Source organism: Paenibacillus sp. FW101-FHT12H11, assembly GCF_058790355.1.
Genome location: NZ_JBYTCO010000012.1, coordinates 80,821 through 107,361 on the forward strand (window position 1 = coordinate 80,821; position 26,541 = coordinate 107,361).

At 47.2% G+C, this 26,541-nt stretch carries 23 protein-coding genes; 8 read left to right on the forward strand and 15 right to left on the reverse strand.

From position 1 onward, the window contains the following. Positions 1–10 precede the first annotated feature (10 nt). From AC3WTJ_RS31945 to AC3WTJ_RS31960, 4 genes are read right to left on the reverse strand one after another with little or no spacing between them, the layout of a single operon-like run. Positions 11–1,576 carry a DHA2 family efflux MFS transporter permease subunit gene (locus AC3WTJ_RS31945; protein ID WP_492525120.1) on the reverse strand — a complete coding sequence of 522 codons (1,566 nt, stop codon included), beginning with the start codon at positions 1,574–1,576 and terminating at the stop codon, positions 11–13. An 11-nt stretch (positions 1,577–1,587) separates the two neighbouring features. Next, a complete protein-coding gene (locus tag AC3WTJ_RS31950; protein ID WP_492525121.1) occupies positions 1,588–2,904 on the reverse strand; it encodes an efflux RND transporter periplasmic adaptor subunit in 1,317 nt (438 codons plus the stop codon). 21 nt (positions 2,905–2,925) lie between these two features. After that, positions 2,926–3,585, reverse strand: a complete 660-nt coding sequence (locus AC3WTJ_RS31955; protein ID WP_127456831.1) for an HlyD family secretion protein — start codon at positions 3,583–3,585, stop codon at positions 2,926–2,928. After that, complete coding sequence (locus tag AC3WTJ_RS31960) at positions 3,582–4,019, reverse strand: MarR family winged helix-turn-helix transcriptional regulator (protein WP_181646513.1); 438 nt, start codon at positions 4,017–4,019, stop codon at positions 3,582–3,584. The genes AC3WTJ_RS31955 and AC3WTJ_RS31960 overlap by 4 nt, the downstream gene beginning before the upstream one ends. Before the next feature lie 198 nt (positions 4,020–4,217). On the opposite strand from AC3WTJ_RS31960, the gene AC3WTJ_RS31965 reads away from it, so the two are divergent. Further along, positions 4,218–4,664 (forward strand): MarR family winged helix-turn-helix transcriptional regulator, encoded by a 447-nt coding sequence (locus AC3WTJ_RS31965; protein ID WP_127456833.1) that lies wholly within the window; start codon positions 4,218–4,220, stop codon positions 4,662–4,664. Between the two features lie 138 nt (positions 4,665–4,802). On the opposite strand, the gene AC3WTJ_RS31970 is transcribed toward AC3WTJ_RS31965, so the two are convergent. The 3 genes from AC3WTJ_RS31970 to AC3WTJ_RS31980 form a co-directional block, all read right to left on the reverse strand. Next, entirely contained in the window at positions 4,803–5,651 is an 849-nt protein-coding gene (locus AC3WTJ_RS31970) for a DUF72 domain-containing protein (protein WP_492525122.1), read from the reverse strand. Between the two features lie 124 nt (positions 5,652–5,775). Next, on the reverse strand, positions 5,776–9,279 hold the full coding sequence (locus tag AC3WTJ_RS31975; protein WP_492525123.1) for an S-layer homology domain-containing protein: 3,504 nt from the start codon (positions 9,277–9,279) through the stop codon (positions 5,776–5,778). A 131-nt stretch (positions 9,280–9,410) separates the two neighbouring features. Further along, a complete protein-coding gene (locus AC3WTJ_RS31980) occupies positions 9,411–9,905 on the reverse strand; it encodes a CBO0543 family protein (protein WP_492525124.1) in 495 nt (164 codons plus the stop codon). Between the two features lie 163 nt (positions 9,906–10,068). On the opposite strand from AC3WTJ_RS31980, the gene AC3WTJ_RS31985 reads away from it, so the two are divergent. Beyond that, complete coding sequence (locus tag AC3WTJ_RS31985) at positions 10,069–11,178, forward strand: winged helix DNA-binding domain-containing protein (RefSeq protein WP_492525125.1); 1,110 nt, start codon at positions 10,069–10,071, stop codon at positions 11,176–11,178. Positions 11,179–11,480: 302 nt separating this feature from the next. On the opposite strand, the gene AC3WTJ_RS31990 is transcribed toward AC3WTJ_RS31985, so the two are convergent. The 4 genes from AC3WTJ_RS31990 to AC3WTJ_RS32005 form a co-directional block, all read right to left on the reverse strand. Then, positions 11,481–12,200 carry a hypothetical protein gene (locus tag AC3WTJ_RS31990; RefSeq protein WP_492525126.1) on the reverse strand — a complete coding sequence of 240 codons (720 nt, stop codon included), beginning with the start codon at positions 12,198–12,200 and terminating at the stop codon, positions 11,481–11,483. A 93-nt stretch (positions 12,201–12,293) separates the two neighbouring features. Further along, positions 12,294–13,682, reverse strand: a complete 1,389-nt coding sequence (locus tag AC3WTJ_RS31995) for a sensor histidine kinase (protein WP_492525127.1) — start codon at positions 13,680–13,682, stop codon at positions 12,294–12,296. Next, on the reverse strand, positions 13,676–14,740 hold the full coding sequence (locus AC3WTJ_RS32000) for a response regulator transcription factor (RefSeq protein WP_492525128.1): 1,065 nt from the start codon (positions 14,738–14,740) through the stop codon (positions 13,676–13,678). Before AC3WTJ_RS32000 ends, AC3WTJ_RS31995 begins: the two co-directional genes overlap by 7 nt. A gap of 39 nt (positions 14,741–14,779) precedes the next feature. Then, positions 14,780–16,441 carry a glutamine--tRNA ligase/YqeY domain fusion protein gene (locus tag AC3WTJ_RS32005; RefSeq protein ID WP_492525129.1) on the reverse strand — a complete coding sequence of 554 codons (1,662 nt, stop codon included), beginning with the start codon at positions 16,439–16,441 and terminating at the stop codon, positions 14,780–14,782. A gap of 84 nt (positions 16,442–16,525) precedes the next feature. Here AC3WTJ_RS32005 and AC3WTJ_RS32010 point away from each other — a divergent pair, with 84 nt between their 5' ends. Next, positions 16,526–17,755: an aminopeptidase gene (locus AC3WTJ_RS32010; RefSeq protein WP_492525130.1), complete on the forward strand. Its 1,230-nt coding sequence runs from the start codon at positions 16,526–16,528 to the stop codon at positions 17,753–17,755. Between the two features lie 76 nt (positions 17,756–17,831). Here AC3WTJ_RS32010 and AC3WTJ_RS32015 read toward each other — a convergent pair whose 3' ends face one another. Further along, complete coding sequence (locus AC3WTJ_RS32015; protein ID WP_492525131.1) at positions 17,832–18,668, reverse strand: YybI family spore inner coat protein; 837 nt, start codon at positions 18,666–18,668, stop codon at positions 17,832–17,834. An 85-nt stretch (positions 18,669–18,753) separates the two neighbouring features. Beyond that, positions 18,754–20,202: an amidase family protein gene (locus tag AC3WTJ_RS32020; RefSeq protein WP_492525132.1), complete on the reverse strand. Its 1,449-nt coding sequence runs from the start codon at positions 20,200–20,202 to the stop codon at positions 18,754–18,756. A 131-nt stretch (positions 20,203–20,333) separates the two neighbouring features. Between AC3WTJ_RS32020 and AC3WTJ_RS32025 the strand changes: the two genes are divergently transcribed. From AC3WTJ_RS32025 to AC3WTJ_RS32040, 4 genes are all read left to right on the forward strand, one after another. Continuing rightward, complete coding sequence (locus tag AC3WTJ_RS32025) at positions 20,334–20,873, forward strand: NUDIX hydrolase (RefSeq protein WP_492525133.1); 540 nt, start codon at positions 20,334–20,336, stop codon at positions 20,871–20,873. Between the two features lie 15 nt (positions 20,874–20,888). Beyond that, entirely contained in the window at positions 20,889–21,821 is a 933-nt protein-coding gene (locus AC3WTJ_RS32030) for a helix-turn-helix transcriptional regulator (protein WP_492525134.1), read from the forward strand. Between the two features lie 76 nt (positions 21,822–21,897). Then, a complete protein-coding gene (locus AC3WTJ_RS32035) occupies positions 21,898–22,398 on the forward strand; it encodes a DinB family protein (protein WP_492525135.1) in 501 nt (166 codons plus the stop codon). 60 nt (positions 22,399–22,458) lie between these two features. Further along, the gene (locus tag AC3WTJ_RS32040) at positions 22,459–23,328 is read left to right on the forward strand and encodes an SDR family oxidoreductase (protein ID WP_492525136.1); all 870 of its coding nucleotides are present in this window, start codon (positions 22,459–22,461) and stop codon (positions 23,326–23,328) included. A 136-nt stretch (positions 23,329–23,464) separates the two neighbouring features. On the opposite strand, the gene AC3WTJ_RS32045 is transcribed toward AC3WTJ_RS32040, so the two are convergent. Both AC3WTJ_RS32045 and AC3WTJ_RS32050 read right to left on the reverse strand, forming a co-directional pair. After that, positions 23,465–24,055: a TVP38/TMEM64 family protein gene (locus tag AC3WTJ_RS32045; RefSeq protein WP_127458569.1), complete on the reverse strand. Its 591-nt coding sequence runs from the start codon at positions 24,053–24,055 to the stop codon at positions 23,465–23,467. Positions 24,056–24,277: 222 nt separating this feature from the next. Continuing rightward, positions 24,278–24,811 (reverse strand): GbsR/MarR family transcriptional regulator, encoded by a 534-nt coding sequence (locus AC3WTJ_RS32050; protein ID WP_127458568.1) that lies wholly within the window; start codon positions 24,809–24,811, stop codon positions 24,278–24,280. Between the two features lie 251 nt (positions 24,812–25,062). On the opposite strand from AC3WTJ_RS32050, the gene AC3WTJ_RS32055 reads away from it, so the two are divergent. After that, entirely contained in the window at positions 25,063–26,451 is a 1,389-nt protein-coding gene (locus AC3WTJ_RS32055; RefSeq protein WP_492525137.1) for a hypothetical protein, read from the forward strand. The last annotated feature ends 90 nt before the right edge of the window (positions 26,452–26,541 follow it).

Below are 26,541 nucleotides of genomic sequence, written 5' to 3' on the forward strand. Positions count from 1 at the left end.
ATAAAATCATTTACTTTTTGACCTCGGTTGGTGCCTTTTTTCTCTGGATAAAGAAGAGAACGAATGGAATACATAAGAATGCAGGAATCGCAGAAATATAAAAAGTGTCAGCGATTGACCTGACCAATGATTCTTTTTGCATAAAACCAGCCAGATAAGTAGCTGCAGTTCCTGAGGCTGTTGTCATATCGACCGACCAGGAATAAATGGAGCCTGAAAGCATAGAGATTGTGCTATTTGCAGTAACGGAATCAACGGGCACACTGTCGCTGATATGTTGAAAATGTTGAATTTGACGGTTGCTCATGAGCGCCGTAAAGATGGCAATCCCTAAGGAACCAGCAACCTGACGAATGACGTTGGATAGCGGCGAGGCGTTGCCGACTTGCTGTGGAGCTACTGCACGCATGCCCGCCGTGGTTAGTGGCATCATACAAAGCCCAATTCCGATACCGCGGATCGTTAATACGGTATTTAGCCAATGGTTAGGCGTATCCGTCGTGAGATGGTGCAGGTCCACTGTCGTGACACCAAGGATGGTAAGCCCCGTGATACATAAAGGGACAATCCCGAATTTATCGGCGAGCTTGCCACTGATCGGCATCATAAGCGCCATCGCGATGGACTGCGGCATCATCACAAGCCCGGTCTGCATGGCGGAGAGCCCCTGAATATTTTGCAAATATAACGGGGTCAAAAACGTACCGCCCATCATACCCATCATAACTAAACTACCCGCAACAACGCTAATGGCAAATTTTAAATTTTTAAAAAGCTTCAGATCAAGTACAGGCTGCTCGACTCCGAGCTCCACCCAGATCAAGAGTAGCAAACTGAAGAAGGCAACAAACAGTAAACTAATGATGAATAAAGAAGTCCATCCTTGCTGCTGGCCTTTACTTAGCGCCAATAGCAAGCTTCCAAAGAAGACCATGGAAAGGATAGCTCCGGTTAAATCAAATTTTAATCCTTGTCTTCTTGGAGAATCTTTCAGCAATATCTTCCCAAGTACGACGGCAAGAATACCGATAGGTATATTGATGAAAAAAAGCAATCGCCAGCTGTAATTCTGGATTAGATATCCGCCGAACGTTGGTCCGAGTGCAGGGGCACACATCGCGGCTACCCCCCACAGGCCAATCGCTGTACCGGTTTTCTCCCGGGGAAACGTGGTATAAATAATGGACATCCCGATTGGCATAATAAATCCGCCGGCAAAACCTTGTATGATTCGGAATAAGATCATTGTACTAGAGCTCCAAGCCAAACCGCAAACTATGGAGAATAAGGTAAACCCGGCTACCGAGTAAATAAATATATTTTTATTTCCGAATTTGGCACCGAGAAAGCCGCTCATCGGAATAACCATCGCAGATGCCAAGGTATATCCCGTAATGACCCACTGCATCGTATTGATATCCGAGCCGAATACGGCAACGAACTTGTTCATAGCTACATTCATTAAGCTGCTGTTCAAAACGGCAACGAAGGTACCCATAACGATGGCGATAAGCGACAGCCACATTTTACCGGAGCCTTCTGATTCTTGTTGTTTCACTGCCGATGCATCGGCCATAGCTGCGCCTCCTATTCGGCTTTTACCTTCGTGCCTTCAGCAATCTTGTCTGCAGGATTCACGACGATTTGTTCATTAGCCTTTAATTTATCCGTAGGCAGCACGTACGACCAATCCTGGTTTTTTTCCTCTGTTTTTACTTCAACGAGGTGGGCTGTGTTGTCGGTTACGGTGTATACATATTCTTTTTGATCTTTTTTAATAATGGCGCTTTTCGGAACTTCCAAACGGCTCTCTTGAGCTGCGTTCAGTTTAACTTCAGCCACCATACCTGCAAAAAGTGAACCGTCTTTATTGTCTACCTTCACTTTGACAGGGAACGTATTGCTGTTCGCGTTAGCAACAGGACTTACGAAAGAAATCTCGCCTTTAAAGGTTTGATTCGGCAAATTTTGAATCGCAACATCTACTTGCATGCCCGCTTTCACTTGCGTGATTTGGCTGTCGGACACACTCAGTTCCACTTGAACTTGATCCATGTTCACCAAAGAGAGGATCTGCACGCCCGGTTGAGCGAGTTCACCCACGGAAATGCTTTTTTTGACAATTAGTCCGTCGATTGGCGCGGTAACTGTCGCATTGCTTAAACCGCTGTTAGCAAGCTCTAAACCTGCATTTAAACGGTCAACATCAGCCTGAAGCGCTGAAATCGTATTATCCGTTGGTCCTACTTTTGCCAATTGCAGCTTAGCCTCTGCTCCTTGGAGCTGCGCTTCAGCCGCTTTTTGAGCTCCCTGTGCTTGTTCAGAGGCAGCTTTCGCTTTCTCAAAATCAAGTGTTCCTTTATCCAAATCTTCTTGTGTTACACCGGAATTGCTGTCGTAGGAATTTCTTAAACGGTTATAAGTGCTTGTGGCGAGATCGAATCCTGCTTTGGCTTGCTCCATCGCCGCGGTTGCCTGTTGATAGGCGCCTTGAGCTGCACTAACTGCGCTTTGAAGCCCTTGAATTTCCTGCGAACGGGCACCTGCTTTGGTATCGACAAGTTTAGCCTGTGCTGCAACAAGGGCAGATTCCGCTTGTTTCACTTGCTGCGTCAGATCGCTTGTTTCCAGTTGAACCAGAACATCGCCTTGTTTAACTTTACTACCTTCTTGTACGTTTACGCTGGCAACTTTACCAGCAACTTTGGATACAATTTTAATATCCTGATCCGGAATAACTTTACCGCTTAAACCAGCAGTTGCAGGTTGTCCCACTTTAATAACTTGAATCGGTACGGCTGCAGAATCCGCTTGTCCTGAAACTTTGGCGCCACATCCAGGAAGGATCGCAATAGCTGCCAATATGAGAATCGCTGGAACGATTATTTGTTTTCGTATATGCATCGTCGACTAACTCCTCTTGTTTTAGTTGCCCTTCAAATGGATTTTGATTGAAGTGCTGATTCCGGGTGATAACTCAAGCCCTTGATTGTCATCAATCGAAATTTTGATAGGGATACGTTGGGTGACTTTTGTAAAGTTCCCGCTGGTATTCGTAGCAGGCAGCAGCGAAAAGGTCGACGCCGTGGCTTTACTAATTTCTTGCACTTTGCCTAGCAGCACTTTGCCAGGGAAATTGTCCAAATTGATTTCTACGACTTCGCCTTCCTTGACCTTATGAATCTCTGTTTCCTCCACATTGGCCGAGACGTACAACTTGTTCGTATCTACGACCATCGCGACCGTTTGGCCTGGTGAGGAGACTTCTCCGGCTTTCACCAATGTTTTAATGACAGTTCCTTCAATTGGTGAGCGTAGTGCCGCTTGATCGAGGCTGCTTGTGGGCAAATTATTGTTGTCTTGCTGCCCAATGATCTGATCGGCCAACACATGATCTCCTTCGCTAACTTGCAACGAAGTCACTTTTCCGGTAATTCGCGGCATTACTTTGTAGATGTCTCCGGCAAGCCTGGAATCATCCGTAGTCAGGTAGTTTTGGCCTTCATACCAAAAATAACCGCCGATACCTCCACCAACGACGACCAAAGCGGTCAATATGATATACAACATTACTTTACGCTTCATGATTTCTCCTCAACCTTCTTTTCCAAATGTCTTGTAATCAAATCAAAAGAATTATGAATGGTGACTAATTCTTCTTCTGAGAATCCATTTAAAAACTTTGAATAATTAGCTTCTTGAAAAAAAGAATTTTCCTCAAACCTTGCCAGCTTCTTCTCCGACATATAAATCCAAGTCACGCGGCGATCCACTTCGTCTTTCACACGTTCAAGCCAACCATCGCGTTCAAGCCGATCTATGATACCCGACACGGTACTGTAAGATAAATCAACAGCGTCGACAATCTGCCCAATCGTCTTGGGCTCCTTCTTAATTTGACACAACGTCATGAATTGGGGAGGTGTTAAACCCAAACAATTAATCCTTTTAGCTAACGACTCTTTATGGTATCTCGTCAATTGCCTCAAAAGTTTAGCAATATTGGTTTCAAGATACATCCTCACACCTCATTTCAGACGAATAGAATTGAAGAGCGACATTGACTCCCCCAAAAACAAGTTGTATCATAAAACTACATTGTTGTATTATACAACTTTATAGAGGGTTGTCAATCATCATTTTTCAGCCTCTTTTCAGATTCAAAATTGGAGTTGGGTATGTTACCATAGTTCATATAGCTAATGAGGTGAAGAAGTATGAAAATAGATTCATTGGAGATCATAGAACTTGAAATGGCCATATTCGTTCGCCGCCTCACGTCCTTGTCATCCGACAAGAAATTCGGAAATATCGATCGCTCTGCTTATCTGCTGCTGCACCAAATATCGGCCCATGGCTGCGCTGGCGTAAAAGCATTGGCGGATATTTTTCAATTGGATATTTCCACCGTCAGTAGACAAGCATCTTCCTTAGAGCAGAAGGAATACGTGTACAGAATCCCTGACCCCCAAGACCGAAGAGCATACACCTTGCAAATAACGGATTTGGGCAAACATGAATTAGATGAATATAAAAAGGCAAGGTCAGTTCGATTTAAGGAAGTACTCAAAGAGTGGTCAGATGAAGAATGCCAAACATTCGCACAATTGTTACGAAAATTCAATATCACGATCAATGAAAGTCGTGCCAAAGAGCCCAGCTAGTATTAGTTGGGCCAAAAAAAGAGGTCGACCAGAAAAGATCCGGTGACCTCATACAAAGTGAAACCTTTAGAACAAATCCAGCTGCCTCGGCGCCAGCCTCTCATAATCAGCCCCGCATCGCCATAGGAATTTCTTAATTCATTCGAACATTTCCAATTGCTCTGGTGGATAATGCTTACGTTCAAATCCCAATAGATCGGATAGTCTCAAAGCATTAGAAGCAGCATCCCCACCAGAGTTATTATTAAAAATCACACAAACCTCATCTGTTTCCTCTTCTAGCTTCACCAAGTTTTCTTGCCACTCAAGCAATTCCCCGTCATTATAGCGATAAAGGTATCGTACTTCTCGCCAATTCGTTGTCCCGCTCGAAGTCCAACCTGATGCGTTTCTACCATGGAAACGAACAATTGTTAATGCCTTCTTTGTTGGTCTCAAAATGATGGGAATCGATCCTGGAAATACTTGAGGCTCATCACAGATACTGTGTATCCAACCTTCTTCAACCATATAGGATATTGTTCTATCCTCCATTTCAGCACTAAACCAACTCTGATTCCGAAATTCGAGAGCTACGGGAATATCACCCATTCTTTTCTTTGTGAATCGCAACAATTTTACATTCTCACGATTACACTCAAACCATGGCGGGTATTGAAAAAGGACTGCTTTTAATTTACCAGCGTCAATAACAGGCTGTATAGATCCAATAAAATCCCGATACATTCCTTCTGTTTCTTCATCGGAATAATTCTGCCGCGTATGTCCCGTCATGCCTTGATAAGCTTTGATCACGAACGAGAAATGACTTGAAGTGTCTGCAACCCATTTCTGATATAAACTATCTTTGTGAATCGCGTAATAAGAGCTATCTACTTCAACAACCGAAAAGTATTTGCTGTATTCTTTTAGCTTATCTTGCGGTTTGACTCCCGTCTTATATAACTCGTCATGGTCTCCCCAACCAGCAAGTCCGATTGATATCATATATTCACCACCCTTTTATGAAGTTATTACTCCTACTATATTTTATCCGCATATATTAATAAATCGTAACTTTTTAGGCTCCACCCAGCCGAGTAGTCGGAGGATGGAGCCTAAGAAAAATAATCTATTCAAATGTAATGGCATATAGCAGCGGTTCAACCTGGTGCGTTTGGCCATTTACTACATACTTTAATCCGTAAATGTAGTATTCATTCGCGTTTATCATCGAAACCGGTTGATTGTAGAAGCTTATTTTGTAGTAGGATACACCGCCTATCGACTCAAGTTTGCCTGTAACCTCTATTGAGGAATAAACCAGTGCTACTTTAGCCTCCGAAATGTCTAATGCCCCTTTTAACAATCCCGTCCCTGTATCTGGTACATAGTCACTGTCCTTCAAACTAACTAGCAAGTAATCAGCAGCGTTAGATGCCTTAGGTATTTGATATCGATCAACGTCTGTCTCTGTTTTAGTTAATGGATTATATACTTCCTTTGTAACAGAGTTATAAGGTCTTATTTGATCAATTCGGAGAACAGTCGGCGTCCGTACAGAGATCGTAGTTGGCGCGGCACAACCCACATCATTACAAGCTACGACAGCGAAAGTGTAGATTTTACCCGATTGTAGATTCTCAACCGCATAGAATGGCACCTCAGTATTAATAATTTCTTTCTCATCTTGAAAAATCTTGTAAGTAGGACTATTTATAAAATCGCCCGGATTCGGCATCCAGTATAATTCAACCCGAGTTGCATTGACGTTAATAGTTTTCAATTCTTTCACCTGTTTTGGAGCGGTATGCAAAGTAATAGGTTCCACGAGATACGGCTCACCGGAAGCAATTGTAAAATTGTTTGTAGTCCGCATGGAGTACCCTGTTTTACTTGCCTGTACAGAATATGCAATACCTGCTGAAACTTGGTTGAATCTGTAGTAGCCATTAACATCAGTCTGAACAGTTCTATCAGTCCCTATAAGCGTTACCTTTACATTCGAGAGGGGTTCAAGGCCTGATGTTTCCGTATTCTCGAAAATATATCCAGCAACAATCCCTGGCACAATTACACCCGGAATCGGAATTTCGGATACAGGCGCAGGATACGGCATCGGACAGGTTGAAGATGAACAAGTATCCTTGACGCTTCCCGTTAAGACAATTTTATCCGCTGTTGCTTGTTTATAACTCATCTTGTACATAGTATCACTTAATTGTCCCTGCACTGAAAGTAGCACATATTGCTTGAGTTGAGGGTACTGAGTGGCACTAATCACTTTAAGCCCGTTATCAAATTGGAACTCTGTAGCTTTGGAATTAATTACAGGATGATCAAATTCAATTAGAACAAGATCGGAACGTAAACTTGTGGCAGCAACCACCTTCGAATCGTATTGCTTAACTTTAACGATGATAGTCTTAGTTGCTGAATAGGCTGCTTTGTAAAATGTTACAGTTAATACTGCTGTTACATCTCCTGCTCCTGATGCAGGTCTCTCAAAAGGCCCCCACGGCGATAAAAATTCTGACTGATCTGAATTCCATACAGCCGCAAAAGTTCCATCCGTTGGAGGGAATGTTGGTCTTTGCGTAACGGAATCAGCCGAGTCACCTCCTTGAAATTGCAACTGAAAACCTTCAATTTGATCCCTGAATTCAAAGATAAACTTTTTCACAGATTGATATTGATTTATGTAAGCAAAATCGGCATCTAATGCCTCATATTTTTTAGCTATGGCTATTGCGCGTTCAGCCGCTTCGATGCTTGCTTTCTGAGTATCGTATCCCGAAGTAATGACAGACTTTTGAATGGCTTCATTTGCAAGCTTGATGGCTTCCGCTTTGACCTGCAATTTTAGCTCATCGCTCATTTGCATAACCCCATTTTCACTCGACACTTTACCAATAGCTTCAGGGTCACCCGTTACCGTAACATTCACGCCTGCCGTAATTTTTTGTAGGTTTGCACCTGCTTTAAATTCAATGCTCGTGCCTGTCGAACTGCTAGGAAGTTCAACATTTTCAAGCTCGCCGGGACCGTCAAGAATCAGTGTCGTATTAGGCGCAGCTACATAAATACCCTCTGTAACTGTACCTGCTGCTGCAGTAATATTAGCGCTACTTTTCAGCTTAAGAGACTTAACGACCGTGGGGAGCGAATTACCGTTGGAGGGTTCGTCCAGCTTAATCTCTACACCAGGTGCTTCTACAGTCACTTCTCCTTCAATATGACCTTTGAGGGTAATCTGCTTTCCTCCCGCAGAGGAAGCTAGCTTGATTTTGCCTAAAGTACCTTGAAGAGAAGATGATTCCAGGACAGCCTGAGAGCTTACTTCCGTGTCCTCAATAGTCGCCCCGTCCCGCACTTCAATCCTCACGCTTTTGCCGCCGTTATTAACCGCATTTACGTGCATCTGTTTGATAATCGTGTTCTGTAATTTAATCGAGTTTACATCCCCGGAGAGAATCTCTAACTTTAGAGCGTTAATGTTTCTAAGTCTAACCTCGCCTGTAGGACCAGGATCAATAATTAGATTCTGAACAGTCGTAGCAGATCCGCTAGCAGGCCCGTATGTACCTGAAGCTTTCACAGTAATTGTCCCTAATGCGGTACCGCTAGCCAATTGCTGCTCCACAGTCGGGTTTGCCACGAAGCCTCCTCCCCCTCCACCGCCGCCGCCAAAAAAGCCGGATGCGGCTACGCCTAATACACTTGTATCCATAGAGGTGCCTTTGAAAGTAAGCTTGTAAGCTACATCCTTTGTTTGAGCCGAGGTCGTCAAAACAACGATAGATTTACTACCTGCTTTAAAAGCCGCATCTACAACTTGTAAATTGTTATCAAAAGCAAAATCGCTCCTACTCACTGACGTAAGCTCTGAGGAAAAGATCACTTCAATACTAGTGTTACTTACAGTAACTATTGATGAAATGATAGAATCCTTTTGTCTATCGCCTAATGCCATAGCTTTCTCAACGTACAGAGATGCATTCGTTCTAAATTCAAACGCTAATCTAGCAAGGGCTTGACGTTCAGCATCCTCCTTGGGATTAAATGAAAGAGAGTTATCAGGGCCTTCTGTCCCCTGAACAAAACCGATCTGGGTTGCGAATGAAACTTGGCTTCTCGCCCAATCAGCAATTTGATCCTTATCAGAAAATGTATCGACTATAGGCAGTGTAGCTGCCGTTTTTTCTAATCCAAGTGCACGAATAAAGAAAACAACCAATTCTTCACGTGTCACATTGGCATCTGGAGAAAAGGTTGTAAGCGAAGTGCCCTGAGTTATACCTGAAGCAACCAGCGCGCCTACATAGCCTCGATACCAGCTATCCGCCTCTACATCCAGGAATGCCTCTGCCTTCATTGGATCTTCTTTCGCTCCCAATGAAAGCACTAGAATTTTCGCTAGTTCTGCTCGGGTCATCGCCTTCATCGGCTGAAAAGTCCCGTCCTCGTATCCGGAAATAATTCCTGCCTCTAAAAGTGCATCAATCTCTTTCATAGCATAAGAGTTGTGTGTATCTTTAAATTCCACTTTCTCGGCCCCAGAAACGAAAGCCGGCATTGCCGTGCTGAAAATCATGGTTAACATAAGTAGAACAGTAAAAAATCGATTAAACCTCATTCATGTTTCCCTCCAAACACCTAGTAAATAGTTCTTTATTCCTGATATGCCCAACTATTATACTAGATTTTGGTATTAGAAATATGGATTTAATGGAAAATTAACAAATCATAGGGATTTACTTGAACCTCCTAAAACGAAACATGAAACATTTTCATCCAAAAAACCGTCAACAGCATCGAAAAACCGTAAGCCAATAGAGGTCTGACCGAAAACAATTTGAGCATAGGAAACATGATGATATTAAAAATAATCGACCATCCTAAGGACCAACCGTATTGATACTCGATCCTACCCGTCAAAGAGTAAATGTACTCCACCCCGCCGTAAATGAGCACCCATTGGACATAGTGAAAAAAGACCTTCAACCGGCCCTTCGGGAAATTCGTCAGAAATAGGAGTGCCGTGGCTGGGAAAGTGAGAAAGGTGTAGATCAATTCCGTGAGGCCTGTATCCCCGAACCAATCGGGAGTCAGCGTCCAAAGCATACGCTCAGCGCATAAATAGTTGTATAATAAATTACCTATAGCGAAATACATCATCGTAGGTTGATACTTCTGCCAGTTCCGCCAATCGCCCCATCGATACGAAGCCCAAACACTGAAAATAGCCACAAATAAGTGCATAACCGACATGTCTCCTTCTCGTTGTATCTATTATACAAATAATTTACAATTATATACAAATAAGTGACAGAATTATACATTTTGAGCCTTGTGGCTTTTCCTGACATAAGGCTGTCAGCGAGCTTGCTGTATAGTGGAATAAAAGCGTGTAGGAGGCCTATGCATGACTGAACATACGGATAAAATCCTTAGCCGCCGCGACCTCAACCGGGCACTCCTGGCCCGGCAGCTGCTGCTGCGGCGATCGGACATGCCGGTCCTCGCGGCGGTCCGGCATCTCGTCGGGCTGCAGGCGCAAGCCCCCAACCCACCCTACGTGGGGTTGTGGACCCGCCTGCAAAACTTTCACCATGAGCAGTTGTCGCAGCTCATCCTGGATCGAAGCATCGTGCGCATCGCCTTGATGCGCTCCACGATCCACCTCGTCACGGCAGACGACTGCGTGACGCTCCGCCCGATCCTGCAAGCCGTGCAGGATCGGGGCTTGCAAGGCGCGTTCGGCAAGAAGCTTGCCGAACTGGACCTGGACGCGCTTGCCGCCGCCGGGCGAGCGCTGCTGGAGGCGCAGCCGCTCACGCTAGGTGAGCTCGGCAAGCGCCTCGGGGCCCAGTGGCCGCAGCGCGACGCCACGGCCTTGGCGCAAGCGGTGCGCTGCCGCTTGCCGCTGGTTCAGGTGCCTCCGCGAGGCATCTGGGGCGCCGCCGGGCAGGCGGCCCACACGACCGCGGAGGCGTGGCTTGGCCGCCCACTGGCGGAGGGGGCCAGTGTGGACGCCATGTTGCTGCGCTACTTGGCGGCATTTGGGCCTGCATCCGTGAAGGATATGCAGGTATGGTCCGGGCTGACCCGGCTCCGCGAGGTCATAGAGCGGCTGCGCCCCAGCCTGCTCGTCTTCCGCGACGAGCACGGCAATGAGCTGTTCGATCTGCCGGAGGCGCCACGGCCGGACGGTAGTACGCCTGCTCCCCCGCGCTTCTTGGGGGAGTTCGACAACATGCTGCTATCCTACGACGACCGCTCCCGCATCATGGCGGAGGAGCTGAAGCAGCGTGTGTTTACGGATAACGGCATCATACGCGCAGCGCTGCTTGTTGACGGTTTTGTCAGCGGCATTTGGTCCATTGTGAAGCACAAACGAAAAGTGTGCGTATTAACAATCACGTTATTTCGGGAGATATCTGAGGTCGAACGAGCTGGTGTTGAAGCCGAGGCAGAGGGGCTCTGTGCTTTTCATTTTCCTGAGGCTGAGTCCATGGAAATCTGCTATAACTAAAAAGGCTGCCCCACAAGGTCGGAAACAACCTTGGAGACAGCCTTCTGGACTTATAAGCAGTAATCTTGGGGGTGAGGGGAACTGTGGTCCGCTATTTTTCAATAGATAGCCGTTTCTTCAAGCTGATGGCAACTACGTTCCGCTATTTTAACAAAATCGACCTAAATGCGTAGTATTTTGGCGAAATAAGGCCCGTAGTTCCGTTTCACCTTGAAATGAGCCTAACTCGGCTCAATTAAGACCCTGTACTTCCCCTATTCTGCGTTGCCAACCACCCGTCGCGCATAAAACGCACAACCGGCCTATTTCGCCGCTTTTTTAGCCCATTTCGCCTTCAATGCGCTTTCTACTTCTGCAAGAATCTGATCGGCTGTTTTACCATCCGTAGAAATACCCAACTTCTCAGCACGTTTATTTAACGCTGCGGATTTCTTTGCATCTTTGCCTGTTTGGAGCGCTGCACGAAGCTCTTTCGCTGTTTTACCGTCAGTTGCAATACCCGCCGCTGCCGCTTTTGCTTGCAGTTTCGTCAACTCGGCTGCTTTCAGCGCTTCTCTCAGCTCTTTGTTCGTCTTCCCATCCGTACTAATCCCGAGCTTCGTCGCTTTCGCCTGCAGCTTCGTCAAAGCCGCCGCTTTCAGTGCCTCTCTCAACTCTTTATTCGTCTTCCCATCCGTGCTTACGCCTAGTTTCGTCGCTTTCGCTTGCAGTTTTACCTGCACCGCTGCTTGGATATCCGCTTTGAGCTGCTCTGCTGTTTTGCCTTCTGTGCTGATGCCCAGTTTTGCTGCGGCTTTGTTCAGATGCTCTGTGTTTTGGGCAGCATTTGCTGTTTTCAGTTCCTCTTTGATCTGTTTGTTCGTTTTACCGTCTGTTGATATGCCAAAAGCTTGCGCTTTATCCAGCAATAATTGTTTAAGCGGATGAAACGTGCTGCTCTGCGATTCCGCCGCGAAAGCCGCCACCGGAACAGTTAATGCAATCGCGCCCACCAAAGCTAGTCCTGTTAATTTTTTCAACATAAGTATCACTCCTCGATTGGTCTATGGTTATGTTTACCTTACGAAACCTATCTTAGCGGATAATTATGTCATAAGTTTGTCATGGTGCGCAGCTTAGACAACCGGCAAAAATATTTTAAAAACCGTCCCTGCCCCAACCTTAGACTCAACTCGAATGGAGCCTCCATGGGCTTCAATGATATGTTTACAGATCGTCAATCCAAGGCCTGCACCAGAGCGATTGCGGCTTTCATCCGCTTTATAGAAGCGGTCAAACAGATGCGGCAGCTTCTCCGGCGCAATGCCCTGGCCGTTATCCCAGACTTCGATCCAGCGCTCATTTCGGACCGCTTTTACCCGAATTCCCGCCTCTGATCCCTCTGGAATATGATTAATCGCGTTATCCAGCAAATTAATGAATACCTGCCTCAAACGATCGGCATCCCCTTGTACCCTGTAAGACATCTCCGCCTCCGAACTCAGTTCGATCTGTTTGGACTTGGCTTTCATCTTCAACTGGGTGACCACGTGGGTAATGACATCAGATACATCCATAGGTTGAAAACTCAACTTCACCTGCTTCTCCTCAAAAGACGACAGCTCCATCAAATCATCTACCAAACTGCTCAGTCGCAGCGTCTCTTGGAGAGAAACTTGAATGAACTCTTTGGCATCCTCCGGCTCCACAACACCGTCCGTTATCCCCTGCAGGGAGGCCCGAATCGTCGTCAGCGGCGTCCGCAGCTCGTGTGAAATTTCAGAGAGAAACCTTTTGCGCCCCTCTTCCACCTTCTGCAGCTTGCCTGCCATACGATTCAGCGATCCCGACAGCGATGCTATCTCGTCCTTTCCTCGAACTGGGACCCTTCCGCTAAAATCCCCCAAAGCCAGCGCCTCCGCTGTTTTGCTCATGAGCTGAATCGGCTTCACAAAATGCCGTGAAACAAAGTACAGCACAGCCATCGCCAGCAGCGCCACCGATACGGCCGAGATGTAGATCGCTCGATTGATATCGTTGATCGTCCCTTGGATATTCATAATTGGCGTATATAGAAAAATAGCCCCAACCACACGGCTGTCCTGCACGACAGGACGTCCGACAATCAACATTTTGACCGTACTATTCTGGGTAAAATTGCTCCGCACCGTCACCTGATTCCCTGCCAGCACTTTATCCAGCCATTCCTTGCGTGCCGGGGACTCGCCGATGGACTGGAGTTTATCCGCATTCACTTTAGGATGCTTGATCAGAGCCACGCGAACATTGGACGATTTCTCTATCGCGCTTATTTGTTTGCGGAAATCCTTCTGCAAAGTGGCCCCATCGAATAGCTCTTTGGCTAACTCATCAACCTGTTCAACTTTCTCCAGCAAGAGTTTTTCGCTGCGGTCATACGTCTTCTGTTTCATGGAATAACCGATCGTTCCAGAAATAGCTAGAATGGACACAACCGTAATGGACATGTAGATAAATAAAAGCTTGCGGTAAAAAGAGTTCAGCATGACTCCGGCCCCTCAAACTTGTAGCCAATGCCCCACACGGTCCGAATGTTCCAGTCTACTTTTCTTTCCGTATGCGCCGATAGCTTCTGTCTTAGACGTTTTATGTATAAGTCAACGACACGGTCTTCCCCCTCAAAATCCCAACCCCAGATCTTGGCAATGAGGTCTTCGCGAGTGAATACCTGATTCGGATTGCGCACAAAAAATAGCAGTAGCTCGTACTCCTTCTTAGGCAAAGCGACCAGTTGACCCTCTACGGTGACATCGTGGGACAGAGCGTCCACCTTCAGGCTGCCGGCTTCATAAATGTTTGAGGGCGCCGACGCTTCCGTGCGAATCAGCGTTCTGCGAAGTATCGTCGTCACGCGAGCGACCAGCTCGTTCGGGTCAAAGGGCTTGACCAGATAATCGTCTGCCCCCATTTGCAAACCTTCGATTCGCTCATCCACGTGAGCTCTGGCTGTCAGCATCAAGATCGGTACGTCGCTCATTGCACGAATCTTCTGGCACACGGACCAGCCGTCCCGCTTCGGCAGCATAATGTCCAGCACGATGAAGTCGGGCTGCAGCTCTTCGAACTGTGTTAGAGCCTGCTCGCCGTCATTTGCGGTCATCACCGTATAGCCGCTTTTTTCTAAGTAAAGCTTCGTAATACGGCAAATATTCAGATCATCGTCTACCACCAAAACGGTTTTCACAAGGCACACTCCCCTGAAGTTAGGTTCTATGACACCATCATACTGGATATTTGTGAATAAAAAATTTATTATTTGCGAAAATGCCACCGCTTTCGCTCCGCCGAGACGGCCATCTGGGCTCTCTCTCGCCACACCCAGCCTGCCTCGCGCAGGATTATCGCTCGAGGCGGCTTTTTGAGCCGGCTCACTTCCCTTTCGACACCGTCTCGCTGCCGAGACGGCCTTCTGGGCTCTCTCGCCGAACGTTAAGCTTGTTTTCAGCGTTAACGCAAACTTCCGGCGCGTTCCACACACGTTAACAATGTTTTTCAATGCTTCAGCAGCGATGAGACCCGTTAGTATTGCCCAGCCGCCAAACAAATCAAAAAAAAATCCTAGCCTAAGCTAGGATTTTCAACACTACACTTCAAAAGAGCTTTTCAGCGAAACAATCAGGTTGAACACCAATTTGTCGCTAGTTGTATGCTTCGGATCCACGTTGAAATAGCCATGGCGGAAGAATTGGAACTTATCATGCGGCTTCGCTTCTTTCATGCCCGCTTCCACGAAACCTTGCACGATTTGCAGGGAGTTCGGGTTCAGGTTTTCCAGGAAGGAAGCATTTTCGTCCTCTTGGTCATCCAAGATAAGCGGTTCGTACAAGCGGAACTCCGCAGGTACAGCGCTTTTCGCATCGACCCAATGGATCGTGCCTTTGACTTTACGGCCGGTAAAGCCGCTTCCGCTTTTCGTTTCGACGTCGTACGTACAGTGGAGCTCGATCACTTTGCCGCTGTCGTCTTTGACGAAATCGTTGCACTTGATGAAGTAAGCATTTTTCAGGCGCACTTCATTGCCGGGAAATAAGCGGAAATATTTGTTCGGCGGATTTTCCATGAAATCCTCTTGCTCGATGTAGATCTCGCGGGAGAATGGAATTTGGCGGCTGCCCATTTCCGGGTTCTCCGAGTTATTCTCGGCATCCAGCATCTCAACGCTATCCTCCGGATAGTTGGTGATGACGACTTTCAGCGGATTGAGAATGCCCATCGTGCGGAGCGCCTTCAATTTCAAATCTTCGCGGATAAAATGATCCAGCATTTTCGCATCAACCGTGCTGTTACTGCGGGCAACGCCGATTTCACGGGCAAAAGTGCGAATCGCTTCCGGTGTAAACCCTCTGCGTCGCAACCCGGAAATGGTCGGCATCCGCGGATCGTCCCAACCGTCAACGGCTTTCTCGTCTACGAGTTGTTTCAGCTTTCTTTTACTCATGACCGTGTTCGTAAGATTCAAACGTGCAAATTCATATTGTCTCGGCACATTTGGCATTTCGCACTCGCGGATGACCCAGTCATAGAAAGGTCGTTGATCCTCGAACTCTAGGGTACAGATGGAATGCGTGACACCCTCGATCGCGTCCTCAATCGGATGCGCGTACGCGTACATCGGGTAGATGCACCAAGCGTCACCCGTATTGTGGTGGTGAGCATGAACCACACGATAGATTACCGGATCGCGGAAGTTAATATTCGGCGAGGACATATCGATCTTCGCGCGCAGCACGCGCTCGCCATCTTTGAACTCACCGGCGCGCATGCGCTCGAACAAGCTGAGATTTTCTTCCACGCTGCGGTCGCGGTGCGGGCTGTTCGTACCGGGCGCAGTCAATGTTCCGCGACTTTCACGGATTTGATCCGCTGTTTGATCATCTACGTAAGCCAAACCTTTACGAATCAGAATGACAGCGCGGTTGTACATTTCCTCGAAATAATTCGAAGCAAAAAAGAGACCGTCCCATTTAAACCCGAGCCACTCGACATCAGCTTTAATGGATTCCACATACTCTGTATCTTCCTTAACGGGATTCGTATCGTCAAAGCGGAGATTCGTTAGCCCTTTGAACTCATCCGCTAATTCAAAATTAAGAACAATTGACTTCGCATGTCCTATATGAAGGTATCCGTTCGGTTCTGGGGGAAAACGGGTGACCACCTGGCTGACTTTGCCTGAATTCAAATCTTCGATTACAATATTCTTAATGAAATTGGACGGGGTGCTCGTTGGAGTCTTCGTTTCCATATTGCGCCAGCCTTTCTCCCAATGGTTAAAGTTTTATTTTCTATCATACACTAAAAGTTACTAAAATATAAAGGAGCCCGAGCGATGGAAACATTCGATCATTATCTGGATAAATACGCAGAACTCGCAATTCGTGTAGGATTAAACGTACAGAAGGACCAAACCGTCGTCATCATGACGCCAATTTCATGTGCAGAATTCGTGCGCAAGCTGACTAAAAAAGCCTATGAGGCAGGCGCGAAAGACGTCGTAATCGACTGGGATGACGATGAAGTAAAAGCGCTACGCCTTAAGCATGCGCCAGAGTCAACACTTCGCGAATACCCGATGTGGCGCGCGAACGGCCTGGAAGAAATGGCGAAAAACGACGCTGCATTTTTGCAAATTTACGCACCGAATTCCGACTTGCTTAAAGATGTAGACCCTGAGCGTGTTGCTATTTCCAGCAAAACAGCAGCTACAGCGCGCGAAGGCTTCCTCAACTACATGCGCAACAATCAAGTCAGTTGGTTGATGGTCTCCTACCCGACGGCCGAATGGTCCGCTAAAGTATTCCCGAATTTGAGCGAAGCTGAGCGCGTTAAGAAGCTCTGGGAGCAAATTTTCAAACTTACTCGCGTGGATAAAGATGATCCTGTTGCTGCATGGAATGAACACATTGAGACTTTGACGGGTAAACAGAATATGCTAAACAGCAAGAAATTTAAGCAGCTTCATTTCAAATCAGAAGGCACTGATCTGTACATCGAGCTTGCGCCTAAGCACCAATGGGTTGCTGCAGGAAGCGAAACCGAGAAAGGTGTTTTCTTCATTCCGAACATCCCAACGGAAGAAGTGTTCACCATGCCAGCCAAAACAGGCACGAACGGAACGGTGCGCAGTACGCTGCCTCTGAGCTATCAAGGTTCTCTGATCGATGGCTTCTCGCTTACTTTCGAGAACGGCAAAGTGGTAAAAGCAACCGCCGAAGTAGGCCAAGAAGTGCTGAACAAAATGCTGGATATGGATGAAGGCGCCCGCTATTTGGGGGAAGTGGCACTTGTGCCGTATGATTCGCCGATTTCCAACTCCGGATTGATCTACTACAATACATTATTTGATGAAAATGCCTCCTGCCACATCGCGTTAGGTAATTCGTATCCTTTCACGATTGAAGGCGGAACGTCGATGAGTCTCGAAGAGCTCAAACAGAATGGTTTTAATAAAAGCTTAATCCACGTCGATTTCATGATTGGTTCAGCCGACATGGCCATCGATGGCTTATCGGAAGATGGCACTCGCGAGCCTTTGTTCCGCAATGGCAACTGGGTTTAAGATCAACTAGTCATCCTCTCTCAACAAGAAGACCGCCAAATCAGGAGCATGAGCCCCTTAACCCGGCGGTCTTTCTTCAATGATTGTGATAGTTTTTGACGACTGCTGACTCTTTCAATACCCATCTGCCCTTCTTCCACTGCCACAATGAAGTGGCGTAACCAAGCGTATCCGAGTTGGCAATGCCGGTAATACGCTGCACTCCTCTCAAATCACACTTTCCGCTTCCAGCCTTATCAACAGGCTTCAAGAGGCTGTATGCACCCACATCCACGATAATCGGCTTAACAACCTTACCGTCTTTGTACACGCCGAACTGTTCGTAATCATCTTTCCGGTCTTTGATATCGATATTGAACGATTTACCGCTCTCTTCGATCTTCATTTTCACCACATAGTTGTTCTTAAAAGTCGCATAAACGCGGAGTGGTGCAGGCAGCGGGATGGCGGTCGGCACATTATTTTTTAGTGAATAGAGGTAAAAGGTCGATAATCCTCCGCTTCCCCCATTTTCCGCGGAAACGTAAATTTGAGGCAGCTTTTCGCCGATAAAATCGCAGAACTGCATATTCGGATTGTATCCGCCTTGCAGAGGAATGACGACTTGCGTTTGCCCAGGGCTCGTCACAACAATGAACAGCTGGTCATAATATGGACTGTTCATGTCCAGCTTCGTACCGGAAAGAGCCACCTGATCCAGTACGCCATCGCCTGTCACGTCGATGTCGCGCGTCTGAATGAGCTGCGCTTGTCTAAGCTGCCCGGGCTGCTGCTGAGACGATGGCGGCGCCGGAAGGTCTTCGTTGTTCGCCGCTTGAGCCACAACCGTTTCCTGGCCCCCAAAGGATAAGCACCCCAGAAGCAAGCCTACTACCGCTGTTTGCAGCGCTATTTTAGCGCTTTTTTGAAACATGTGAATCATCAGACTCCCTTGACTTGGATTTGAATTCGGCTTATTGTTTCAAATTTTTCCAAGTTGTATGCGGGAATCTGGCGTTTTACAGATTAGGAGGCCGGCGATATTTCGTCGCCTGCTCAAACGCATACCCCAAAGCCAATAGCTTCCCTTCGCTGAACGCTCCAGCGGAAAACATAACGCCCATAGGCCCGTCAGCTGTATAACCGGCAGGCACGTTCAGCAGCGGATAGCCGGCGCGAGCCGCAATGTCATACCCTTCATCGCCAGGAAAAAACAGCGCATCCAACTGATGCTCCTCAAGTACATGATCAATGCCGCGAGAACGCGTAAGCTCCTGATATTTGGCTAAATTGCGGTGATATTCTTCCTCTGTCAGGGTACCGCTGGTTTCATCCGACCAAATCAGTGTATGTTGTCCATACACCAACGCCTTTTCTGCATGCTCGTGATTGAACGCGATAACCTCCTGCAAAGTATGTACAGGGACAGAGGCATCGAGCTTGGATAGATAGTCGTTAAGGTCTTTTTTAAATTCGTATCGAAGTACGTCCGAATTCCACTCCGCCTGCTCGCATGGAAGCGACACGGGGTCGATCACAACAGCACCCTTCTCGCGCAGCACTTGGATAGCATTTTCGGCAATACGCTGCGCTTCGACGTTCAAATCTTTGTAGAACCATCGAGGAATGCCAATTCTAGCCCCTCTAAGGCTATTAACATCCAGAAAGGTTGTGTAATCCTTCTCTCTGGGACTCTTCCCTTCGTTGGCCAGACTCAAAGGGTCACGTGTATCCACGCCAGTCAGCGCTCCGAGAAGCAGCGCAGCGTCCGTCACTGTCCGTGTCATCGGTCCCGGGGTATCCTGCGAGTGAGAGATGGGAATGATGCCAATACGGCTAAGTAATCCTACCGTAGGCTTCAGACCGACCAAGCTGTTATGATGTGCAGGGTTCACGATAGAACCGGAAGTTTCCGTCCCGATAGCCGCCGCTGCGAAGCCGGCTGCGGTTGCTGCGCCGGATCCTGAGCTAGACCCGCCAACCTCAAACCGTCCCGGACCGTAAGGGTTTAGGACTTGTCCGCCTCGGGAACTATACCCCGAGGGCATCGGTCCGGACATGAAATTGGCCCATTCGGTCATATTCACTTTCCCTAATAACACAGCCCCGGATTCCCGCAGTTTGGCGGCGATAAAAGCATCCTCAGCTGCAAATGATTGCGCTAAGGCCATAGAACCGGCACTCGTATGCATGCGGTCACCCGTATCTATATTATCTTTAAGCAGGATCGGAATGCCGTGTAGCGGGCCTCGGCTTCCCTGCTTTTGACGCTCATCATCAAGCGCTTGTGCGATTTGAAGGGCATCCGGATTGATTTCCAGCACGGCATTGATAATCTTATTGAATTTTCCAATTCTTTTTACATAGAAAGCAACCAGATCGACGGTACGAATTTCGCCCGCTTCCATAGCTTCTTGTAATGTTTTGATATCGGCTTCTACAATCCATTCATCCGGTTTTTCAGACAAATTTGATCGCCTCCTGTAAGTTTCGAGACATGACTGCCTAAGTTATACTATACTCTTGGTGTGGGTATTTTTGGAATGCATTCCAGCGGGTATTTTCCGCTCTTTAAATAAGGCAGGTGATCCTCGTGCAAATGATCAAACGAATAACAGACAGCGATATGTTGGGCGGCGATCCTGTATGGATAGACCGCGTTTCCCGCTATTCATCCCGGGGCATTCTCATTGACGGCTTGATGAACGTTGCGATGATGTATTTATCGGAATCAGATTTGTACAAGCTGCCTGGCGGCGGGATTGAGGACAACGAGCTGCCGAAGGCTGCTTTTTTACGGGAAATCAAGGAAGAGACCGGCTATGAGGCGGAAATCACGCATGAATTAGGCATTATCGAGGAGCATAAGAACCGTAATCATTTTATGCAGCTTTCCTACTGTTACATCGCCAAAGCGCACCACCCTTCCAGCGCCCCTTCACTAACCGAAAATGAGTTGAGGCTGGGGATGTCGGTGGCCTGGATGACGCTCGATGAAGCATTGGACGTGATGGCTGCCTCCCTGCACAAATGTCAGCGGTATTCGGCCAAATTCATGCTTTTACGCGATAGAATCATACTGGAACATGCCGTTAATCTTTTGACCGGACAAGACAGGGCGAAAGGAACGTATTTTTAATTGTGGGGTGTTTTTTTGAAAATCGACCGTTTGCTAGCGATTACCATGCTGCTGTTGAACCGCCAAAGAATAAGCGCGAAGGAACTTTCGGAGCGTTTTGAAGTATCTCTGCGAACCGTATACCGGGACGTGGAAGCCATTAACCAAGCGGGTATTCCTATCGTGTCTTATGCCGGATTGAGCGGCGGGTACGAAATTATGGACCAGTACCGTTTGGAGCGCCAATTCCTCTCCCTGGAAGAGCTGCAATCCATCATCGTCGGGTTAAAAGGAATCCGTTCCACGGTCGGCGACCAGGAAGTCGGCAACTTGCTAGATAAAGTCGGCGCACTTGTAGCGAAGTCGGAACAAAAAACAGCAGCCAAGCTGGACGGTCAGCTCATCATCGATATGAACCCATGTCGCCGAGGCAGCGAGGATAAGGAAAAACTGACATTGCTCCGAGGCGCTATAAAAGAGTTGAAACAGGTCTCTTTTCAATATATTTCATCCCAAAATGAACAATCCTATCGAACAGCGGAGCCTATGAGCATTGTAGCCAAAGGATTTGGCTGGTATCTGTATGGTTACTGCCTCCTGCGTCAAGATTTTCGTATTTTCCGGCTATCCCGCATGAAGCAAATTAAGGTGCTTTCCGAAACGTTCGAACGCAAAAAAGTGGCTGAAAAGCCATTCCAAGGCTGGGGTAAAAGGGACCCCTCTGATCTGATCACCGTGGTGCTGCATGCTCAGCAGAGCATCCAGGCGCAGGTTGAAGATTATTTCCAACCCAAGCAGATCGCCTATCAGGCGGACGGCTCCATGATAATAACCGCCCAAGAGCCGGATGAGCCATGGCTTCTCGGGATGTTGCTTGGCTTCGGTCCCGGCGTGCGCATTCTTGAGCCCGCTCATCTTGCGGCAACGATTAAAGAAAAAGCTGAAAAAATTGTCCAGCTCTATACCTAACCCTGACACTATGCTGTCAGTCATGGTTGTCTATACTAAGGGTATATCCTATATCCAATCTAAGGAGGCCCTCCCTATGTTTAAAACAATTCAAGATTTTGTGAAAGAATGGAACAATGAATCCCTGGCAACACAACGCGTATTCGACACGCTTACAGATGCTTCCCTTACCCAGAAGATAGCGCCGGACTTCCGCTCGCTCGGACAACTGGCTTGGCATATCGCCACAACGATTCACGAAATGACTTCTCGCATGGGCTTGTCCTTTGAAACACCGGAAGGCGAAGAGCAAGCACCTTCCTCAGCCAAGACCATAGCCGACACTTACCTGGCCCAATCAGCTGCACTGACTACCGCCATCCAGTCCCAGTGGACAGATGCGAAGCTGGCGGAATCCACCGACATGTATGGCGAAATGTGGCTCAATGCAACAACGCTGCGTATCTTCATCTCGCACGAAATTCATCACCGCGGTGAAATGATCGTGCTAATGCGTCAAGCCGGCTTACGCGTGCCGGATGTATACGGACCGACCCACGAGTACTGGTTGGAACGGGGCATGCAGCCGCTTCTTTAATGGCGAACGACTCGAGCCTTGCGATCTTCCCTCAGCCGACATGCAATAAGGAGGAGTATTATGCACAATCAAACCGTTATCGTTACCGGCGCTAATTCCGGCATTGGACTGGCTACAACCGTGGAGATCGCCCGCAAGGGCGCACATGTGATCATGCTGTGCCGCAGCCGGCAAAGAGGCGAGATGGCGCTAGCCGAAGCATGCCGCCAGAGCGGCTCGGAGCGAATCGAGCTTATGCTTTGCGATTTGGGCTCGCTAGCCAGCATTCGCGCTTTCGCTAGCGACTTTCTCGCCAAGCACTCGGTGCTGGACGTGCTGGTGAACAATGCCGGCGTTGTCACGGTGAAACGGCAAACCACGTCCGACGGCTTCGAAGCAATGATTGGCGTTAACCACCTGGGTCACTTCCTGCTGACCCGGCTGCTGCTGGAAGCCATTACCCGCGCCCCGCAAGGGCGGATCGTGAACGTATCCTCCCACGCCCACAAAGTAGGGCGCTTCGACTTCGACAATCCCCACCTAACCAAGGGTTTCGGCATGTCGAAAAGTTACGCGCAGTCCAAAATCGCGAATATTTGGTTTACTCGCGAACTAGCCAAGCGTCTGGCCGGCACAACCGTAACGGTAAACGCGCTGCATCCGGGTGTGGTCGGGACAAATATCGGTGTCGATCGAGACACCGGGGTCGGCAAGGCCATGCAGCTATTGCTGCGGCCTTTTTCCATAACGCCGGCGCAGGGTGCGGAGACGGCCATTTATTTGGCGTCCAGTCCGGATGTGCGATTGGTAAGCGGCGAATATTTTTATAAGAAGAAGATTGCGTCTGTCTCCAAGAAGGCCCGAGATGATGAATTCTCCGAACGGTTCTGGGCATGGAGCGAGCGGGAGGTCAGGTTAAGGCCTGAAAAAATCGAACAAACTCCTTTTTAAAAACAAGACTGTCGAGAAATTATCGACAGTCTTGTTTGATCTTCACTGAAGTTAACGCGCCACCGTGTTACGTGGCATCACAAAGAGACAGGGACTCGTTTAAAGTTCCTGCCTAATCAATCAGCCGGACCTGCTGTTAATGACTAAACCGTTTCTCGATTCTTTTACTAATCACCATCGAAGCCCCTACGAATAAAACGACGTAGATCAGACGGGCTGGATTCTCGATAAACCGATGAATATCGTAGCCGATAAAGGAAACCGACATCACCATAACCGCTTTGCCGGCAAGCACAGCAACCAGAAAGGAACGGAATCTCATTCCGACTAACCCTGCCGCCATATTAATAACGACGAACGGTCCTACGGGAAAAAGACTCAGCAGAAACACATAATTAAAAGCCTGCCGGCGAGCCCAAACCAGACTTTTCTGCACCTTCGGTTTCTGCGACCACCGCACTAAATACGGATGCCCGGCCACTTTTTTCACAATCGCGAACGTCACCAAACATCCGCCTACGATCCCGATCCATGAGTACAAAAAGCCGAGCCATAGCCCGTATACAGCCGCATTCACGCTAATAATGACAAGTGTCGGCAGAGGCGGGATGAATGATTTCATAAAAGGCAGAAGAAGACCCGGCAACGGGCCCAGCGATCGGTATTTATCGACCAGCATGGCCAAATTCTCTTCCGTCATATAAGACAGAAGCTCTGATAATCCCATCGGGAAACACCTACTTTGCTTGCAATAATGAGTGGCGGAAGCGCCGCCGTCTATAGGCATGATAGCATATTTTGAGAGATTGGAGCACATTTTGAGCTCTAGTGCAGACAACGAAAACGGGGCTGAACCAACACGTCGGCAATGACCTGTTGGATAGCCCCTATCAATTCCGGAAATTCGAAAAAAAAGCCCATCGGGCCATGTAAACGGTTACGATAGACTTTACGTGTTCTTTTCTTTGGCTTTTTTGCGTTCAACCACACACTGCTCCCACTTCTCCTCTACTTCCTTGATCATAGGATGCAGCATATCGTACATCGCAGCCAGCAACGAGAATCTTTGGGAAAATTGCTCCAGCGACTCCTTCTGCTCTGAACTGCAAGTTTCGATATTGGGGATTTCTTGTACGGTTTTCTCCGCCCATTTATGAAATAATTCCAAATCCTGCACGATTTTGCGAACGTGATTCAGACTATAGCTTTCAGAAACATAGTAATAATCCCTTCGATCGTTACTCGAAGGCATCTTCCTGCACATGCCCATTCTTTCCATATTGCGTATTTGAATGCTTACAGCAGCCTTGGTAACGCCAAGCTGTTCCACAATATCCTGCAAACTAAGAGGACAAGTAGCGAACATAAGCTGTGCGAATATTTTCCCAACAAGCGGACTAAAGCCTTTTTTTTCGTAATTCAGTGACATAAAATCGCTAATTGTTTGCTTCCACTCAGAGAAAGTCTGTTCATGTTGATCCATCGCTACTCTCCTCCTCTGTGAAAAATTAAGATATCAACAATAATTGTAGTCAAAAAAAAACAGCCAGTCAACTTTAATGTCGAAATATTGACAAAAATCGATATTGTGAACATTGTGTAACATTTCAAAATCTGGAATTGACAATACCGATCCACAGACTTATATTATGATCATTAACAACGTTGTTAACGATAAATACTAACGCAATGCAGTTAGTGAACTTTTATAGATAGACGAGGGAGATGTTTCGAGTGAAGAAACCATTCAAAATTTTATCAACAGGCACACTTGCTGCCGCAATTCTGCTTTCAGGCTCTGCCCTTACTGCAGGTAAAGCATTCGCTGACGAAGCGGTGCCAGCAGTAAAATCTACTTTGCAAGCAAACTCTTTTGCAAGCCAACTTATCAACTATCACCTTTCTATCCTTGCTAAGGATGCCGCTCAAGCCACAGGCAAAGACGAAGACGATATTAAAGACGCTCTTGCTGTTGGAGACACGCTGCCTGAAGCTACCGGAATTAGCAACGCTGATCTGCTTTCTGATTTGACACCTATCATTACCTTTGATTTACATAAGGCAAGCAGCTACGGCATCATTTCAGATGACGAATTGTTAGCTAGCGAATCCGCTGTCGCTGAACAACTAGGTACCATCCTGGAAACAAAAGGAAATCAGCTTCCTACTGCTGACAGCAACGCAATCCTGGCTCATCTTGTCATGAATCGATTGGACAACGTCGTGCGTGACACAGCCAGCTTTGCAGAGAAAGAGGAAAGTGACGTTTCAAATGATCTTCGCAATGGCAAAACACTCGTTCAATCTGGAGCGTCTTTAGATCCGGGCGAATTAAAAGATGATTTATTGAACTCGTTAAAGCAGGATATGCAATTTGTGGTTTCTACATATGGAGCGTCTCAAGCTGACGCTGATCATTTTTATGCTATAGGCTCCACTAAGCTCACTGACATCATTAACACATCAGGCTACAATCCTAATAGCGTGAAGCAAGCCGCTTTCGATTTAAATAAGCTTGCTACAAACCGCATTAACCATATTATTTCAGATACTGCCGCTTTCGCTAACAAAGATGAGCAAGATATTTTGGATGATTTGCACCAAGGTAAAACACTAATTGCTTCAGCTGCTAACTTAGAGCCCGGCGAGTTGAAGGATAAAATTTCGAACACAATTCGACAAGAATTTGATTTCCAAGTTGCTATTGGCCAAACTACGCAAGATGAGGCTAACAAAGTCTTTTCCGAAACAATTTCTAAAATCGCGGATATTTTGAATACACCTGGATACCAACCGGAGTCGATTACTGTTCAGGCTGATTTGAAAAAGGTCGTTGAGACCCGTATCGCTTATGTAATTACTGATACAGCTGCCTTTGGCAAAAAAGAGGAGAGCGATGTCCTTAAGGATCTTCGCCAAGGTAAAACCCTTGCAGCTTCTGCGGCTAACTTGGAGCCCGGCGAGTTGAAAGAAAAGATTCTGAAAGTCCTTAGACAAGACCTTGATTTCCAAGTTTCCATGCACCGCGCAACACAAGAAGATGCCGATAAGTACTATTCCGAAGGCGTTTCAAAACTCTCGGAAATTATCAATACACCTGGTTACACACCAAGCAAAGCCTAATCGTTAATTGAAAAAGAGCTGTCTCAAAATGGTCAGGAATGACCTATGAGACAGCTCTTTTTTTTGCTTCTATTACAGTTGAGCAAATAC